This window comes from Sulfitobacter noctilucae (genome assembly GCF_000622365.1).
GTDB lineage: Bacteria > Pseudomonadota > Alphaproteobacteria > Rhodobacterales > Rhodobacteraceae > Sulfitobacter > Sulfitobacter noctilucae.
This window is the reverse complement of the sequence record NZ_JASC01000004.1, coordinates 22,203-38,171: the sequence shown is the minus strand read 5'-3', so window position 1 is coordinate 38,171 and position 15,969 is coordinate 22,203. Positions and strand designations below refer to the sequence as shown.

Here is a 15,969-nt window from a genome sequence, read left to right as displayed (position 1 = left end):
CTTCGCATTTATTTACTCAAGGATTGCACCAACGGTGCCCAGCGTGGCTTTGTCAGCCTCGATCACTTTGGCGCTTTCCGCAGCATCCTGCCAATAGACCAATGCGCCGGTCTCTTCCGCGACCTTTTGCGCGCGCTCGCTCATCATGGTTTTCTCTGCGACTGCGGCGATCTTGGCACGCACGTCTTCGGGTGTGTCCTTGGTCACGAACAGACCGTTCCACAGCGCGATGTTCAGATCACCGTCGACTTCGGCAATCGTGGGCGTGTCCGGCACGATGGAAATCCGCTCGCCGGTGATCGCGACCAGCACCTTTACCTGATCGAGACAAGGAAGCACCAGCTGCAAGGTCGTGTTGATCACATCCGCATCGCCCGAGGCCAGCGTGTTGCAATCCAGCGCATCAAACGCCGCGTCAGAGGACCAGTCGAATTCCATCTTCTTGGCCAGCGCTTTGGTCACCTGTGTAGGCGTCAGCACGTCACCGAAATGGCCCAAGGCCACGTCGTTTTCCTTGGCGTGTGCTGCCAGCTCTTCCATCGTGGAATAGGGCGCATCGCCTGACGTGGCGATGACAAAAGGATAGGTCAGGAAAATGCCAATGGGGTCGAACTTTTCCGGATCCAGATCAGGAATGCCGATGGTATGACCGACCAAAGGCACGGCGGGCACAAAGGATCCGATGGTATATCCATCCGCAGGCGCATTGGCGACTTCGATCGCACCGGGGAATGGGCCACCGCCGCCACCGGGTTTGTTCACCACTGCCGCGGCAACGCCGTATTCGGCCTGAAAGTCTTCGGCAATCATGCGCGTCAGCACGTCTTCGAGATCGCCCGGAGGCCACGGCACGATAAAGCTGACAGGCTTTTCGGGGTATTCAGCCAACGCCGGGCCGGCAAGGCCAAGTGTGAGGGCCGCGATTGCTGCGGTCAAAACCGATTTCATATGGAGACTCCCTGTCTTTCTAAGATCGGCTCATTATTTGAACCGCTAGTTTGAAATTCTTGACTTTGCTCGGGCACCTGTCAACAATTCTTTTGCGAGAGGGGCTCTCAAGCGCGGTTATTGCCCGAATGCAGGGCAAATGCAGAGCAGCTGACGTATCTTGGGTAAGGGAAGAACGAGAATGGACCAGAATCGAATCGAGGCGCTGCGCAATACATCCGTGCCGCCCGCGCATCATCTGATTGACGGAACTCCTTGCGCGGCCTCCGATGGTGGCGTGATGCCGGTGATTTCGCCGCTCGACGGAAAGCAACTCACCACAATGGCCAAGGGGACCCGTCAGGATGCAGACCGCGCCGTGGCCGCAGCACGGCAGGCGTTCGACAATGGCATCTGGTCTGGCCTCGCTCCTGCCGCGCGCAAGACAGTCCAGCTGGAATGGGCCGCCCTAATTGAGGAGAACGCGCTGGAACTGGCGGTACTCGGCGTGCGCAACAATGGTACTGAAATCGGCATGGCGCTGAAGGCAGAGCCGATGTCCGCCGCCGCCACGATCCGCTACTACGCGGAAGCGATCGACAAGCTGAACGGGGAAATCGCGCCGACGGCCCCCGGTACTCTGGGTCTTGTCCACCGCGAGCCTGTAGGTGTCGTTGGCGCGATCGTCCCCTGGAACTTTCCGTTGATGATCGGCGCGTGGAAGCTGGGACCGGCATTGGCGGCAGGTTGTACCGTGGTCTTGAAACCCGCGGAAACCGCCTCGCTAACCTTGCTGCGCATTGCAGAGCTGGCTTTGGACGCGGGCCTGCCGCCCGGCGTCTTGAACGTCGTGACGGGCGAGGGGGGCACGGTGGGTGCCGCAATCGCGGAGTCGATGGATGTCGATGTTCTGGCTTTCACCGGATCGGGCGGCACGGGCCGCAAGTTGCTGGGGGCCGCCGCGCGGTCAAACTTCAAACGGGTCTATCTGGAGTTGGGTGGCAAATCCCCCAATATCGTTTTTGCGGATACGCCTGATCTGGACGAGGCCGTCAAAGTCACTGCAAACGGCATTTTCCGCAACGCCGGTCAGGTCTGTATCGCGGGCTCCCGCCTGCTGGTCGAGCGCAGCATTCACGACGCCTTTGTCGAAAAGCTGGCAGCGTTTACCGAAGGGATGAAGGTGGGCGACCCGCTTGATCCGGTCACTGCGTCGGGGGCGATCAATTCTCTGCCGCAGCTCGAACGCAATTTGGCCTTTGTCGAAGACGCGCGCGCCTCCGGGGCCACCATTGTCACTGGAGGGGCGCGTGTTCTACAGGAAACAGGCGGCTATTACATGGCACCTACCATCGTGACCGGCATCGCTCCCAAGGATGCGATTGCCCGTGAAGAGGTCTTTGGCCCCGTGCTGGCCGTATTGCCATTTGACAGCGAAGAAGAAGCCGTACGCCTTGCCAACGACAGCGAGTATGGACTGGCCGCCGCCGTCTGGACCGCTGATCTAAGCCGCGCACACCGTATGGTGCGGGCCGTTCGTGCGGGCGTGGTGCACGTTAATACCTATGGTGGGTCGGACCTGACGGTGCCCTTGGGCGGTGTCAAACAATCGGGCAACGGTCATGACAAGTCATTGCATGCGTTCGACAAATTTCTCGACCTGAAAACCGCGTGGATCAAACTATGACGGACCGCACAATTCTGGTCGTTGGCACCTACGACACCAAAGACGAAGAATTAACCTATCTGCGCGAGGTGATCGAAGGGCAGGGTGGCGCCGTGCTGAGCATGGATGTCAGCGTATTGGGCGATCCAACGCAACCGACGGACTATTCCAAACATCAAGTCGCCGATGCGGGAGGGCATTCGATCAAGGAAGCCATTGACGGCGATGACGAAAATCTGGCGATGCAGATCATGGCAAAAGGGGCGGCAAGGCTTGCAGTACAGCTGCACCGGGAGGGCCAATTCGACGGCGTGATCGTTCTGGGCGGTACAATGGGCACCGACCTCGCGCTGGACCTTTGCGCCGCTCTGCCGCTGGGCGTGCCGAAATACATCGTATCAACGGTCAGCTTTTCAGCGTTGATCCCGCCAGAACGGCTGGCTGCGGATGTGCAGATGCTTCTCTGGGCAGGCGGACTTTATGGTTTGAATTCGGTTTGCAAGGCGTCGCTGTCACAGGCGGCGGGCGCGGTGCTGGGGGCCGCCCGGGCGGTGGAGCCGCCGCGTCGGGACCGACCGCTGATCGGGATGACGTCATTCGGCAAAACCGTGTTGCGCTATATGGTGGCGCTGAAACCGGCATTGGAAGAACGCGGTTTTGAAGTGGCGGTGTTTCACGCGACAGGCATGGGCGGGCGCGCATTCGAAAGCCTAGCCGCAGAAGGCGCATTCGCCGCCGTTATGGATTTTGCGCCACAAGAAGTCGGCAACCACCTGATGGGGTCGAACATCAGCGCCGGCGCAGACCGGATGACCGCCGCTGGCCGCAATGGCACACCGCAGATCGTGGCACCGGGCTGTTACGATCTGGTTGATTTCGTGGGCTGGCAGGACGTTCCACCCAAACTGGCCGGGCAAGAAGTGCATGCACACAACCGGTTGCTGTCTTCGGTGATGATGACCGCTGAGCAGCGCCGCGAAATGGCGCGCGAGATGTGCAGTAAGTTGGCAAGCGCGAAAGGGCCAAGTGTGCTTATCCTGCCCGAGCAGGGCGGCAACGAGTGGGACCGCCCCGGCGGACCGCTTTGTGATCCCGAAGGGCTCGCGGCCTTCGTGGAAGAGATCAAGCTGCGCTGCCCCGATAACCTGCGCCTGATTTCGATGGATGCGCATATCAACGATACCGCGTTCACGGATATGGTGCTCGAGGTCTTTGACGCGTGGCGGGCCGAGGGTGTGATCGCGGTCTAGTAACCGACCACTCCGCCTTTGCGATACATGCAATCTCAAACCGTGGGATGCGATCCCGCGTGGACAATCCGTTGCGCGGTTGCGATGTTCAGTTCAACATAAAGCGCATCGGGGAGCAATCGCATGGTACAGAAACGGCAGCTTGGGGCGGGCGGGCCATTGGTCCATCCCATCGGCATTGGTGCGATGTCGTTTTCTGATTTCTACGGACCTACCACCGAAGTTGACAGCCACGCCATCCTGGACGCGGCCCGCGATGCGGGGGTGAACCATATCGACACGTCAAACGTCTATGGCATGGGCGGATCAGAATCCGTGATCGGAAGCTATCTTGCAGCAAACCCGACTGCGCGTGATTTCTTTTCCATCGCGACAAAGGGTGGCATTCGGCGCAAGGCTGATGGATCAGGCAATTATTTCGATAATTCCCGCGCGCATCTAGAAGCCGAGTTGGAAGGCAGTTTGAAGCGGATGGGGATAGAGGCGGTCGATCTCTATTATGTGCACCGCCGTGATCCCGAAATACCCATCGAAGAAGTCGCCGAAACCATGGCCAGCTTGGTCAAAGCGGGCAAAGCCAAAAGCATAGGCTTTTCGGAGATTGCGCCTAGCTCGCTGCGCCGTGCTCATGCGGTGCATCCGGTCGCAGCTGTGCAATCTGAGTACTCCTTGTCGACCCGCGCACCCGAGTTGGGCCTTGTCCAGACCTGTGCCGAGCTTGGTACAGCGCTGGTGGCATTCTCACCCGTGGGGCGATCGTTACTAACGGACAACCCCCTGAGCTTTAAGGCTGCGCAGGCGCTGCCTTTTTTGCAGAACAACCCACGATTTATGCAGCCGAACTACGCCGCTAACATCTCAGCTGTTTCGGGGTTTCAGGCATTGGCTGCGGATATGGGCATCGCCACTGCGGGCCTGGCGATGGCATGGCTCTTGGCCAAGGGTGACCATATCATTCCGATACCTGGCACCCGCTCTGTCACGCACTTCGCCGAAATTCTACAGGGCGCGGAACTGTCGCTGAGTGCAGAATACATGGCCGCGATCGAAAAGGTTCTGCCGGTGGGATGGGCCCATGGAGATCGCTATTCGGCGGTGCAATGGGTTGGGCCGGAACGGTATTGCTAGCCCTCGGCTTAAGGCAACCATGCTATGCGGCCATTTCCGACGCGGTATTTTTAGTGCTCGAAATCGGCCATTCAAACGTGAAAGTAGCCCCCTTGCCCGGCTCGGAGGTCAGGGTGATCCCACTGCCATGCCGTTTGATTGCTTTCTTCACAATTGCGAGGCCGATGCCGGTGCTTTCCGGGGCGTCCGCCGCACGTAGGGTTTGGAAGACTTCAAAAATGCGCTCGTGATAACGTTCATCGATCCCAGGGCCGTTATCCGCCACTGACACGCGGCAATTTGGACCTTCTTCACGGACGGTCACGACAATCTGCATCTCCTCTGGCGCGTGGTGGTATTTGATGGCATTGCCCACCAGGTTTTCTATGACCCTGCGGAAATTGATCGTATCTACCGAGATGCGGTCCACGTCGGTGTCGAGGCGCAGATTCCCCGGCGAGAGCTCGAAATCCAAACGCAGGGCCTTGACGATTTCAGTCAGTTCCACATGGTTGTTGGCATCCAACTGCGGTGAAATTTGAGAAAATTCCAATATCCCGCGTGTCAGCTGGTCCATTCGCCTGACCCTTTCCAGAATGTGTTCGAGGTTTTCAGCAACTTCGAAGTTGGCATCGGGAGATTGAAAATAGTCTTTCAAATCCTCCTGTATCATCTCAGTCAGGCCGCCGATGCCCCGTATGGGTGTCTTGAGATCATGCGAAGTGACATAGGCGTATTGCTCTAGTTCTTCATTCTTGTGGCTCAATTCCTGATTTGTCGCTTCCAGCGCCTGACTTTCTTCCTTCAATCTTTCGGTGACGCGGTCGGCATAGCTGATGGCGCGCGCGTTGGCTTGTGACATCTGGTACAGCAGCAGTATGATTAAACATTCGATCACGAGCCCCGCAGCCAGAATAATCGTCGGCTTGGACTGCGTATTCTCTGCCCGGAACGCCATGTTCGTACGGATATCGATCAGCCAGGTGCGTCCATAAAGCTCCAGCGGAACCTCCTGCGAGAACATGGGGTTCGGGTCTGTATTTTCGTCCTGCGCTTCATGTTCGTCGAAAATTACCTTGTCTCCGTCACGGATACTGAACCGAACGCCGCGGACGTTTTGCGACAGCAGACCATCAACCAGACGGTTGACCACAAATGGTGCGTAGACTGCGCCGATAAAGCGCGACCGCCGCCCTCGCAGGAAACCAGGTGGGCCATCGCGATAGAAGGGGGCATAGAACAGAAAACCCGGTGTCTTGGCCGAATCCTGCACCAACACGATAGGTCCGGTGATTTGAGCCTGACCACTGTCGCGGCTTAGCAGGGCAGCCGTGCGCCGATTGGTTTCATAGGCCACATCAAGCCCGATGGCTGCCTCGTTCGCTTCGCGGGGTTCAACATAGGTGATCGGCATATATTCAGAATATGCATGTTCGGGGAACACCCTGAAATCAGGTCTGACCTTGCGCTGTTCGGCCAGATAGGCGGGAAGGGTTTCGCCAGTGTGATAGTGAATGACGCCGATACCACTGATGCCCGGATACCGTTCGCCTATACGCAGGTTGCGGGAGAATTGCTCCCATTCTTCATGTGACATGTCACCGCCATGCGATTCGACTGCGGCAACGCCTGACCAAAGCGCATCTTCGTATTTGTTCATCCGTTCTTCGATCAAGGCGAGCAGACGGCTGCTGGCCCCGTCGAAACGCTGTTTCGTTTGAAGTTCAACCTGACGGGTCGCAAAGTGCCAAGCCGTCAGCGTAAGGAGTAAGGACAACCCGATGACGGCAATATGAAACGCCCTTATGCCGCTTGAATGCGCCGCTTGGTCCCGCGCCATTTCATACTCCATTCTCAGTTGCACACCTGAGTACGTACGAGGTGTTAAAAAATTGCTTCTGTGCGCAATGACCGCCAATTTATCGATGTTTTCGGGATCAGCGACGTCTTTGCTGCTGACGAAGATTTTTTCAGAGCGAAAAATATCTAGCCAAATAAAGTTATGCTGTATAACTATTATTGAAACGTTCCCGCTGACCCGTCTTTTCAGGAGCCGCCTGTGCTGAAGATCGACATCGATGGCCCCATCGCCACGCTGACAATGAACCGCCCCGACAAACGCAACGCCATGTGCGAAGAACTGCTGGAAGCGCTTGATGCTTTTTTCACAGCACCCCCCAAAGACGTTCGGGTGGTCATCCTGACCGGTGTCGCAGGGCATTTTTGCTCCGGGCTTGATCTGTCCGAACATGTGCACCGCTCGGCAGAGGAAAACCTGTACCACTCGCGGCGCTGGCATCAGGTGATGGATAAGATCCAGTTTGGCGGGCTGGCCGTGGTCTCGGCCATGTTCGGGGCGGTTATTGGGGGCGGTCTGGAACTGGCCGCATCAACCCATGTACGCATCGCCGAACCCTCTACCTTGTTTCAACTGCCCGAAGGACGACGCGGTATCTTTGTCGGTGGCGGGGCGACGGCACGGGTTGGTCGTCTGCTTGGGCCGGACCGGATGACAGAAATGATGCTGACCGGTCGCAAATACGGCGCTGATGAAGGGCTGGCGCTGGGCCTGACACACTACGCCGTGGGGGAGGGCGAAGCCCTGGCACTGGCCCAGGAGCTTGCCGGCAAGGTTGCCCGCAACGCGCCGCTGTCCAATTATCTGATGATACAATCCATCGCGCGGATCAGCGATATGGGCCAATCGGATGGATTGTTTACGGAATCCCTTGCCGCAGCCTTGGCGCAAACCACACCGGACGCAGAAGAGGGGCTGAGCGCCTTTCTGGAAAAGCGTGCCCCGAAATTCAGGTGACAAGATGAAACGGCCCGAGCTTTCGCCCGTTCCCGATCCCGCTGCTGACCAGATCAACGACGCTACGCTGCGCCTGTCGGTCGGGTATCACATGAAACGGGCTTTCAACGTGGTGCAAGCCGATCTGGTGGCAACACTCAAGCCCTTCGACCTGCGGATGCTGACCTATACGGCGCTGGTGCTGATCGTTGATAATCCGGGCCTGAGCCAATCGCAGCTTGCCGCCGCGATGGATATCGAACGGCCCAATTTGGTGGTCCTCATGGATGAGTTGGAACGCCGGGCGCTGATCAACCGCGACCGTGTGCCGACCGACCGCCGCGCCTATGCTTTGACTGCCACGCTGGCGGGCAGACGGCTCTATGAGAAAGCGACCGCTGCCGTTGCTGTCCACGAAAAACGCCTGTTGTCTGGCATTGACGAGGCAACGCGCACAGCCGTGATCGCTGCCTTGCACAGCATCGAAATCGGCCAGACCGGAGAAGGCTGATGAAACGCACATCCGACTATCTTGGACATGCAGTCACTCGCGAAGACCGCGATGATGGCACGATACTGTTGCGATCTGAGTATCCGTTGGGACCGGTGGTGGAAAAAACGGGCGTCTGGCTGCACGATTGGGCGGGAAAAGCGCCTGAGCGGACCTTTCTGGCTGAACGCAGCGGCGCGGGATGGCGCAGCGAAAGCTATGCGTCCACGCTGGGCAAGGTGCGCGCCCTAGCGCAGGCGTTGCTGGCGCGGGGCATGGGGCCGGACACACCATTGCTCATCATGTCGGCCAACAGTGTGGATCACGGGCTGCTCAGTCTTGCCGCACAGTACATCGGCATGCCGACAGCCCCCGTGGCCGAACAATACTCGCTGATCGAAGCAGCCCATCCTCGGCTGACGCATGCGGTGGAGCTGATCAAACCACGGATGGCCTTTGTTGAAGATGCAGATCAATACGCCAAAGCACTGGCGCTGGATGCCTTTGACGGGGTCGAGATCATCGCGAGCCGACCGGGCGCGCAACCCGGCGTCACCGCGGTGGATGATCTGTTGAAGGGGGATACAGGCGTTGATCTTGAAGCCGCTTACCGGCAGGTGAACGCTGATACTGTCGCCAAGATCTTGATGACCAGCGGTTCGACCTCTGCGCCAAAGGGTGTGCTGACCACCCAAGGCATGATGTGCGTGAACCAGACGCAGGTGGCGGATTCGCTGCCTTTCCTGCGGCAACGTCCGCCCAGCGTGGTGGACTGGCTGCCGTGGAACCATGTGTTTGGTGGCTCGCATAACTTTAACATGATGCTGGCCAATGGCGGCAGTTTCTACATTGACGACGGCAAGCCGGTGAAAGGTCTCTTCGACCGCACGGTGGAAAACCTGTCGATGGTCACAGGTTCGCTCAGTTTCAATGTGCCGGTGGGCTATGCGATGTTGTTGCAGGCCTTGCAGAACGATAAAACCTTGCAGCAGCGCTTCTTCGAAAACCTCGACCTGATCTTTTACGCCGGTGCATCCTTGCCGCAGGATGTCTGGCAGGGGTTCGAGCGCATGGCGATGGAGATCAAGGGAGAGATCCCGCTGATGACATCGTCTTGGGGGCTGACCGAAACCGCGCCTGCCACCATGATGCAACAAGAACCGATCGACCGCTCTGGTGTTGTGGGCGTTCCGATGACAGGTGTCACGCTCAAGCTTGTGCCGGACGCGGACATGCGCTGCGAGGTGCGGGTCAAAGGGCCTAACGTGATGCCGGGCTATCTGGACGACGCGACCAAGACCGCAGAAGCGTTTGATGAAGAGGGGTATTTCATCACTGGCGATGCAATGGCATTCAACGATTCCGCCGACATCAATCAGGGCATGCGCTTTGATGGACGGATCTCGGAAGACTTCAAACTGCTGACCGGCACATGGGTGCGGGCGGCGCAATTGCGGCTTGATATGCTGGCGCATCTGGCGCCCTTCGCCGCCGATCTGGTAGTGACAGGTGCCGACCGCAACGAGATCGGGCTGATGATTTTTCCTGATAGGGCCGCGTTAATGAACGCAGGCTTTGATCCGCAGGACGCGGGCGGTGCTCTCATCTGCACCAAGATGCAGGGTGAATTCGAAAGCCGCCTGCGATCGCGCACAGGGGCCGGTAGCTCCACCCGTGTGACCCGTTTGATTGTCCTGAGCGAGCCTGCCTCCATGCCCGAAGGCGAGATGACCGCCAAGGGCAACCTCAATTTCCGCAAGGTGCTGACGCGCCGCAAACATCTGCTGGACCGGCTTTATGCGCCGTCCGACACAGCTGTGATCAAACAGTAACGAAAGGGCCAAACCTATGGTCGACCTGACAAAAATACGCGCCATCGACATCCACACCCATGCCGAGGAACCCTGCGGCTGTCACGCCGATGACGGCTATGATGATCTGCAAGCGACGATGGCCAACTACTTTGGCGCGCCGTGGAGCCACCCACCAACGGTCGAGCAGACGGCCCAACACTACCGCGACCAGAACATCGCCGCGGTGATCTTTCCCGTCGATGCGGAGCGCGAGACCGGCTACCGCCGTTACAAGAACGAAGAAGTCGCCGAGATTGCCGCCGCCAACGACGATGTGCTGATCCCCTTCGCCTCGATTGATCCGCACAAAGGCAAGATGGGCGCGCGCGAAGCCCGCCGTCTGATCAAGGACTTCGGCATCAAGGGGTTCAAGTTCCACCCGACGATGCAGGGCTTTTATGCCAACGACCGCATGGCCTATGAATTGTACGAAGCGATTGCCGAAGAAGGCGGGATCGCGCTGTTCCACACGGGCCAGACCGGCGTAGGGTCGGGGATGCCGGGCGGCAACGGCATGCGGCTGAAATACTCCAACCCGATGTATATGGACGATGTCGCCGTGGATTTCCCTGATATGAAGATCATCCTCGCGCATCCGTCCTTTCCTTGGCAGGAAGAAGCGCTTGCGGTGGCCCAGCACAAACCCAACGTCTATATCGACCTGTCGGGCTGGTCGCCCAAATATTTCCCCGAAATTCTGGTGAAATACTGCAATTCGATCCTGAAAAAGAAGGTGCTCTTCGGCTCCGACTGGCCCATGATCACACCCGAACGCTGGCTGTCGGATTTCGAAAAGATCGCGATCAAGGACGAGCTGCGCCCTGACATTATCAAGGGCAATGCCGCCCGTTTGCTGGGGCTCGCGTAAGCGGCAAAATCTCTGGCGTGTAAGTTAACTGCGTTTGTCCACAGCTTTGCGGCCTACGTATTTTGCAACGGCTTCCGGGGCTGCGTCGCTTTGCTCCGGTATGCCGATCATGACACCATGTCGGGGCGACCCCGCGCGTTTTGCGATAAAGCTGTCGTTTGACATGGTCGTGCGTGCCGCTGGTCTGCGGGCCCATTCAAAAAGTAGGTCGTAGAGTTTTGCCCGGACATCGGCGTGCTCAGTACTACCGCCCAGATCGGTGATCTCACCTGGATCATTGGCCAGATCGAACAATATCGGGCGATGGCCGCTTTCAAAGTGGATCAGTTTCCAAGCCTTGTCGGCCACCATGAACATCCGCGCCTGATCGGGATGCAGATCAAGCTTGCCTGCCAGCGGGCTGGCCGAAAAATCATACTCTGCTATCACAAAGCCGCGTTCCGGTACTGCCGTGCCGTACAGATGCGGCAGCAAAGAACGCCCCTCAAGGATGTGATCCAGTTTGCCTGCATCCTGCCCGGCAACTTCGACGAATGTCGGCAGCAGATCAATGCTTTCAATTAAAGCATCACAAACCGTGCCACGGGTGGCGTCCGCTTCGGGCGAAGGATCGTAGACAATCAGTGGCACCTTGACCGATGCGTCGTGAAAGAACGTCTTTTCCCCCAGCCAATGATCGCCCAGAAAATCCCCGTGATCAGAGGTGATCACGATCATCGTGTCGTCCATCCGTCCGGTCTTTTTCAACCAGTCGAACAACACGCCCATCTGATCGTCGCATTGTTTGATCAGACCCATATAGGCCCGCAAAACCTTGTCGCGCACATCATCGCGGGAAAAGGCGCGGCCCACGGGGGCGTTCTGAAATCCTTTGTAGACAGGGTGATCCGTCTCACGCTCCGCCTCACTACGCACGGGCGACAGGAAATCCTGCGGGCTGTACATGCTGGCATAGGGTTCTGGCACAATATAGGGCCAATGCGGTTTGATATAGCTGAGGTGGCAGCACCACGGCTTATCGCCCTGCGCCTCGATAAATTCGATCCCCCGCCGCGTCAGATAGGGGGTTTCGCTGTCTTCCTCGCGGATATTGGCCGCCTGGTCGGAGTTGTTGAGAAACCAGCCCGACAGCACATTGCCCGCATCATCAATTCCGGAGTTGGCGTAATCATGCCAGGGATTCTCACCCTCATAGCCTTTGTTTCGTAAATAATCGTTGTATTTCAACGCCCCACCCGGATCATAAAACCCGTCCGGGCCTTCGGGCCGCATCCCGTCGTCCCGTTCCCAGATGTCAAAGCCGCATTCCGCGACCCTCGCACCGATCACACTGTCAGGCTCCAATCCCAAGCGGCGCATTCCCTCGGCATCAGCCTCCATATGGGTTTTGCCCACCAGCCAGCATCCCATTCCCGCATCGCGCAGGTGATCGCCCATCGTGATTTCGCCAACCTTCAACGGCACCTTGTTCCAGGACGCGCCATGGCTATGCACATAGCGCCCCGTATAGGTCGACATCCGCGAAGGGCCACATAGCGGCGACTGGATATAGGCCCGGTCAAAGCGCACACCTTTGGCGGCAATCGCATCAATATGCGGCGTTTTCAGGTGGGGGTGACCGTAGCAGCTGAGGTAGTCCCACCGCAGTTGGTCGAACATGATGAACAGAATGTTCTTCGCTTTTGCCATCGTCGATGTGCCTCACCCCTGCGACCGGAAGATCTCGGTCTGTCTGTGCAGAGTACTGCCATTTGCGGCATGGGCAATCAATCTGTCGACTGCAGGTGGGTGCCGTTTTTGAGGCATCGTTGATATCGGCAATCTCAGGAGGTCGCTTGACTGGCATTCGCTTTCTCAACCTCGACCCCGGCGTTATGCGCCGCAGCACCTTGACCCAAAAGCGAGGTGCCGCAATCCCGTGTCAGTACATTGGGGTTGCCTGCGCGGTCGGTGCCGTCTGGCGCGGGGTCAAACCACGCGCCGGTGGGCAGGGCCGCCACGCCTGTAAGGATCGTGTTCGAGACAGTCAGCCGGGCGAGACACGCGCCCTGCGCGTTCCAAATCCGGACCAGATCGCCCTCCACCAGCCCCCGCGCTTCCGCGTCTTGGGGGTGGAGGGTAAGTTCCGCCAGGGTACCAGCAGTGCCGTCCATCAGCGCCGATTGCATCTGGCTATGCAGTTTGTCTTTGGGTTGCGGCGACAGCAGGCGCAGCGGGTATTCCGTATCGCAGGTCGGCACCAGCCAGGTTGGATGGCCCTTGATCCCGGCATAAGCAAAGCCTGCAATGGTATCGGAATAAACCTCGATCTTGCCCGAAGGCGTCCCGATGGGGGCCTGCGCAGGGTCGGCGCGAAAGGCGGCGAAAGGGGCAGGGGCGGGCGCATCGGGCACAATCGGCAGCTTGATGAAATTGTGCTCTTTCAGGGTCGCCCAATCCGGGACGGCAATCCCATCGGTCTGCGCATTATGCATAAATTCATCGAAAAGATGCGCAAGCCACGCCGTGGCATCGCGGCCTTCAGTAAAGGCTTCATGCAGTTCAAGCCGTTGGGCAAGCCCCGAGAAAATCGCATAATCATCACGGGCCTCGGCCACCGGCTCAATCATTTTAGGCATGTGAAAAAGATAGGGATCGCCTTTGGCCCAACCGATATCTTCACGTTCAAACTGTGTGGTCGCAGGGAAGACAATATCGGCACGTCGGGCGGTGGGCGTCCACCAGGGTTCATGCACGATAATCGTTTCCGGCTTGTCCCATGCGCGCATCAGGCGGTTAAGATCCTGATGGTGGTGAAAAGGATTGCCACCACACCAATAGACCAGCCGGATGTCAGGATAGGTGCGGCGCTTTCCATTGAAATCAAACGGCTGATTTGGATTTAGCAACAGGTCGGCAATGCGCGACACCGGGATGAATTCCTCGACCGCGTTGCTGCCCTGATCCAAAGTCGGACCACGCAGACGGGTCACATTAGATCCGACGTTGCCAATCGCGCCGTAGCCAAAGCCGATGCCGCCACCCGGCAGGCCGATTTGGCCCAGCATCGCCGCCAATACACAGGCCATCCAATAGGGCTGTTCCCCGTGCTGCGCGCGCTGCAAGGACCATGCCACGCTGATCATTGTGCGCCCCTGGGTCAGCCGCAGCGCCAGCGCGCGGATCTCAGCGGCGCCGATCCCGCAAATGCCTGACGCCCATTCGGGGCTTTTGGGCTCTCCGTCACTTTCACCCAAAAGATAGGGGCGGAAACGGTCGTAGCCTACACAATGACTTTGCAGAAAGGAATGGTCTGCCAGTTTGTCGGTCTCTAGCACATAGGCCAACGCCAGCATCAACGCCACATCGGTGCCGGGCAGCAGGGCCAACCACTCGGTGCAATCGGGACTGTCACTCCGCTGTGGACTGACCGAAATCAGCCGTTTGCCCTGCGCCGCAAAACGCTCCAGATGGCTTGCGGTGCGGTGCTCCGTCACGCCGCCCATGCTGACCTGAGCGTTCTTGGGATTGATCCCGCCGAACATCAAAAGCGTATCGGTATGGGCCTCGATCATGTCCCAGGTGCTTTGCTCACCCCATGTGACCTTGTGAAAATTTGTCCCCAGAATATGCGGAATGATGGTCTGCGCCGCCCCGGTGCTATAGCTGGCAAACGAGCTGACATAGCCGCCCAGCAGATTGAGAAACCGGTGCACCTGACTTTGCGCATGGTGAAATCGCCCGGCGCTGGCCCAGCCGTAAGAGCCGCCATAGATTGCCGTATTCCCGTGTTGGGTGCGCACGCGATCAATCTCTTGAGCGGCAAGATCAAGCGCCTCATCCCAATCCATTGGGATAAAAGTGTCATTGCTGCGCGACTTTGTCCTATCTTTCTCCAACCAGCCCTTGCGCACATGCGGGCGGTTAATCCGGGTGTGATGATGCACCGCCTGCGGGACGGTGCGGAAGATTGTAGGGGGATGCGGATCATCCTTGAACGGGGCGGTGCCGACGATGCGCCCGTCCTTTACGCGGACTTCGAAAGCACCCCAATGGCTGGTTGTGATCCGCGTTTTCATCAAGACAAAAGACCTTTCGACCGTGATGCCATGGCATGTGCCGGTGTCATACTACAATCAGACCAATGGCAATCTGCGTCAAGCTTGATAGCGCAGGGCATTAAACGCAGCATCAGGATTGAGGAAAAAACCGGTTTCGCCTTATCCTAATCCCGTCAGCTCAAACAACGCTCTGCATCAAAGCTGACGGATCGGTGCCATCGGGCATTCGAAAGGTGGCTCAATGCAGCGTTCTGATATCAATGTTATTCTTGCAGCAGCGGATGAGACGATCCGTAGATACGGTTTCTCGCTGCCCCCTTTCGCCTATTGGACGCCGCAGCAGTTCAAGCAGAACGCGCCCGAGGCCAGACATTTGATCGACAGTCGTTGTGGTTGGGACGTGACAGACTACGGCGCGGGTGACTTTGAAAAGACGGGTCTGTTCCTGTTCACGCTCCGCAATGGCGCGCAGGCTGGCCAGCGGGTTGGCGGAGGCATGTGCTACGCTGAAAAACTTATGATCACGCGGCAGGATCAACTCAGCCCGATGCACCGTCATCACCGTAAAACCGAAGATATCATTAACAGGGGCGGTGGGGTGCTGGTGGTGATGCTCTATGGCTCTGACCCTTCCGGTGCCTTCGCGCAGGAACGCGGCGGAACAGTGATGCGCGATGGGATGCAATATGGTTTTGCCCCCGGTGAAAAGCTGCGTCTGGCCCCCGGGCAAAGTGTCACGTTACAGCCCGGCGATTGGCATGCCTTTTGGGCCGAAGGGGGCGAAGTGCTGGTGGGCGAAGTATCTAGCGTGAACGACGACGCCACCGACAACATCTTTCGCGACCCGGTCGGACGGTTCTCCGAGATCGAAGAAGACGCGCCGCCACGGCATCTGCTGGTCAGTGATTACGCAGAGTGGCTGGGCTAAGCGGACGCTTATGCTGAGGGCGGCGGCTGTCATGTCGGGCTTGCGC

The 15,969-nt window shown here is 58.3% G+C and carries 12 protein-coding genes; 8 read left to right on the top strand and 4 right to left on the bottom strand.

Annotated elements, in window-relative coordinates:
* Positions 1–12: 12 nt before the first annotated feature.
* Positions 13–948: a tripartite tricarboxylate transporter substrate binding protein gene (locus tag Z945_RS0104480; protein ID WP_025050915.1), complete on the bottom strand. Its 936-nt coding sequence runs from the start codon at positions 946–948 to the stop codon at positions 13–15.
* A gap of 181 nt (positions 949–1,129) precedes the next feature.
* Between Z945_RS0104480 and Z945_RS0104475 the strand changes: the two genes are divergently transcribed.
* From Z945_RS0104475 to Z945_RS0104465, 3 genes are all read left to right on the top strand, one after another.
* Positions 1,130–2,614, top strand: a complete 1,485-nt coding sequence (locus tag Z945_RS0104475; protein WP_025050914.1) for an aldehyde dehydrogenase family protein — start codon at positions 1,130–1,132, stop codon at positions 2,612–2,614.
* Positions 2,611–3,843, top strand: coding sequence for a Tm-1-like ATP-binding domain-containing protein (locus Z945_RS0104470; protein ID WP_025050913.1), 1,233 nt, complete (start codon positions 2,611–2,613; stop codon positions 3,841–3,843). Before Z945_RS0104475 ends, Z945_RS0104470 begins: the two co-directional genes overlap by 4 nt.
* A gap of 123 nt (positions 3,844–3,966) precedes the next feature.
* Entirely contained in the window at positions 3,967–4,971 is a 1,005-nt protein-coding gene (locus Z945_RS0104465; RefSeq protein ID WP_025050912.1) for an aldo/keto reductase, read from the top strand.
* A gap of 22 nt (positions 4,972–4,993) precedes the next feature.
* Here Z945_RS0104465 and Z945_RS0104460 read toward each other — a convergent pair whose 3' ends face one another.
* On the bottom strand, positions 4,994–6,868 hold the full coding sequence (locus Z945_RS0104460; protein WP_152541061.1) for a CHASE domain-containing protein: 1,875 nt from the start codon (positions 6,866–6,868) through the stop codon (positions 4,994–4,996).
* A 141-nt stretch (positions 6,869–7,009) separates the two neighbouring features.
* On the opposite strand from Z945_RS0104460, the gene Z945_RS0104450 reads away from it, so the two are divergent.
* From Z945_RS0104450 to Z945_RS0104435, 4 genes are read left to right on the top strand one after another with little or no spacing between them, the layout of a single operon-like run.
* Entirely contained in the window at positions 7,010–7,765 is a 756-nt protein-coding gene (locus Z945_RS0104450; RefSeq protein WP_025050910.1) for a crotonase/enoyl-CoA hydratase family protein, read from the top strand.
* 4 nt (positions 7,766–7,769) lie between these two features.
* Complete coding sequence (locus Z945_RS0104445; protein WP_025050909.1) at positions 7,770–8,255, top strand: MarR family winged helix-turn-helix transcriptional regulator; 486 nt, start codon at positions 7,770–7,772, stop codon at positions 8,253–8,255.
* Positions 8,255–10,066 carry a feruloyl-CoA synthase gene (locus tag Z945_RS0104440; RefSeq protein WP_025050908.1) on the top strand — a complete coding sequence of 604 codons (1,812 nt, stop codon included), beginning with the start codon at positions 8,255–8,257 and terminating at the stop codon, positions 10,064–10,066. The genes Z945_RS0104445 and Z945_RS0104440 overlap by 1 nt, the downstream gene beginning before the upstream one ends.
* 16 nt (positions 10,067–10,082) lie before the next feature.
* Complete coding sequence (locus Z945_RS0104435) at positions 10,083–10,955, top strand: amidohydrolase family protein (protein ID WP_025050907.1); 873 nt, start codon at positions 10,083–10,085, stop codon at positions 10,953–10,955.
* A gap of 24 nt (positions 10,956–10,979) precedes the next feature.
* Here the strand turns inward: Z945_RS0104435 and Z945_RS0104430 are convergent, their stop codons facing one another.
* Both Z945_RS0104430 and Z945_RS0104425 read right to left on the bottom strand, forming a co-directional pair.
* On the bottom strand, positions 10,980–12,644 hold the full coding sequence (locus Z945_RS0104430) for a sulfatase-like hydrolase/transferase (RefSeq protein ID WP_025050906.1): 1,665 nt from the start codon (positions 12,642–12,644) through the stop codon (positions 10,980–10,982).
* Positions 12,645–12,778: 134 nt separating this feature from the next.
* Positions 12,779–15,013 (bottom strand): molybdopterin-dependent oxidoreductase, encoded by a 2,235-nt coding sequence (locus Z945_RS0104425; RefSeq protein WP_025050905.1) that lies wholly within the window; start codon positions 15,011–15,013, stop codon positions 12,779–12,781.
* Between the two features lie 223 nt (positions 15,014–15,236).
* On the opposite strand from Z945_RS0104425, the gene Z945_RS0104420 reads away from it, so the two are divergent.
* Positions 15,237–15,923: a D-lyxose/D-mannose family sugar isomerase gene (locus Z945_RS0104420; protein ID WP_025050904.1), complete on the top strand. Its 687-nt coding sequence runs from the start codon at positions 15,237–15,239 to the stop codon at positions 15,921–15,923.
* Positions 15,924–15,969: the final 46 nt, after the last annotated feature.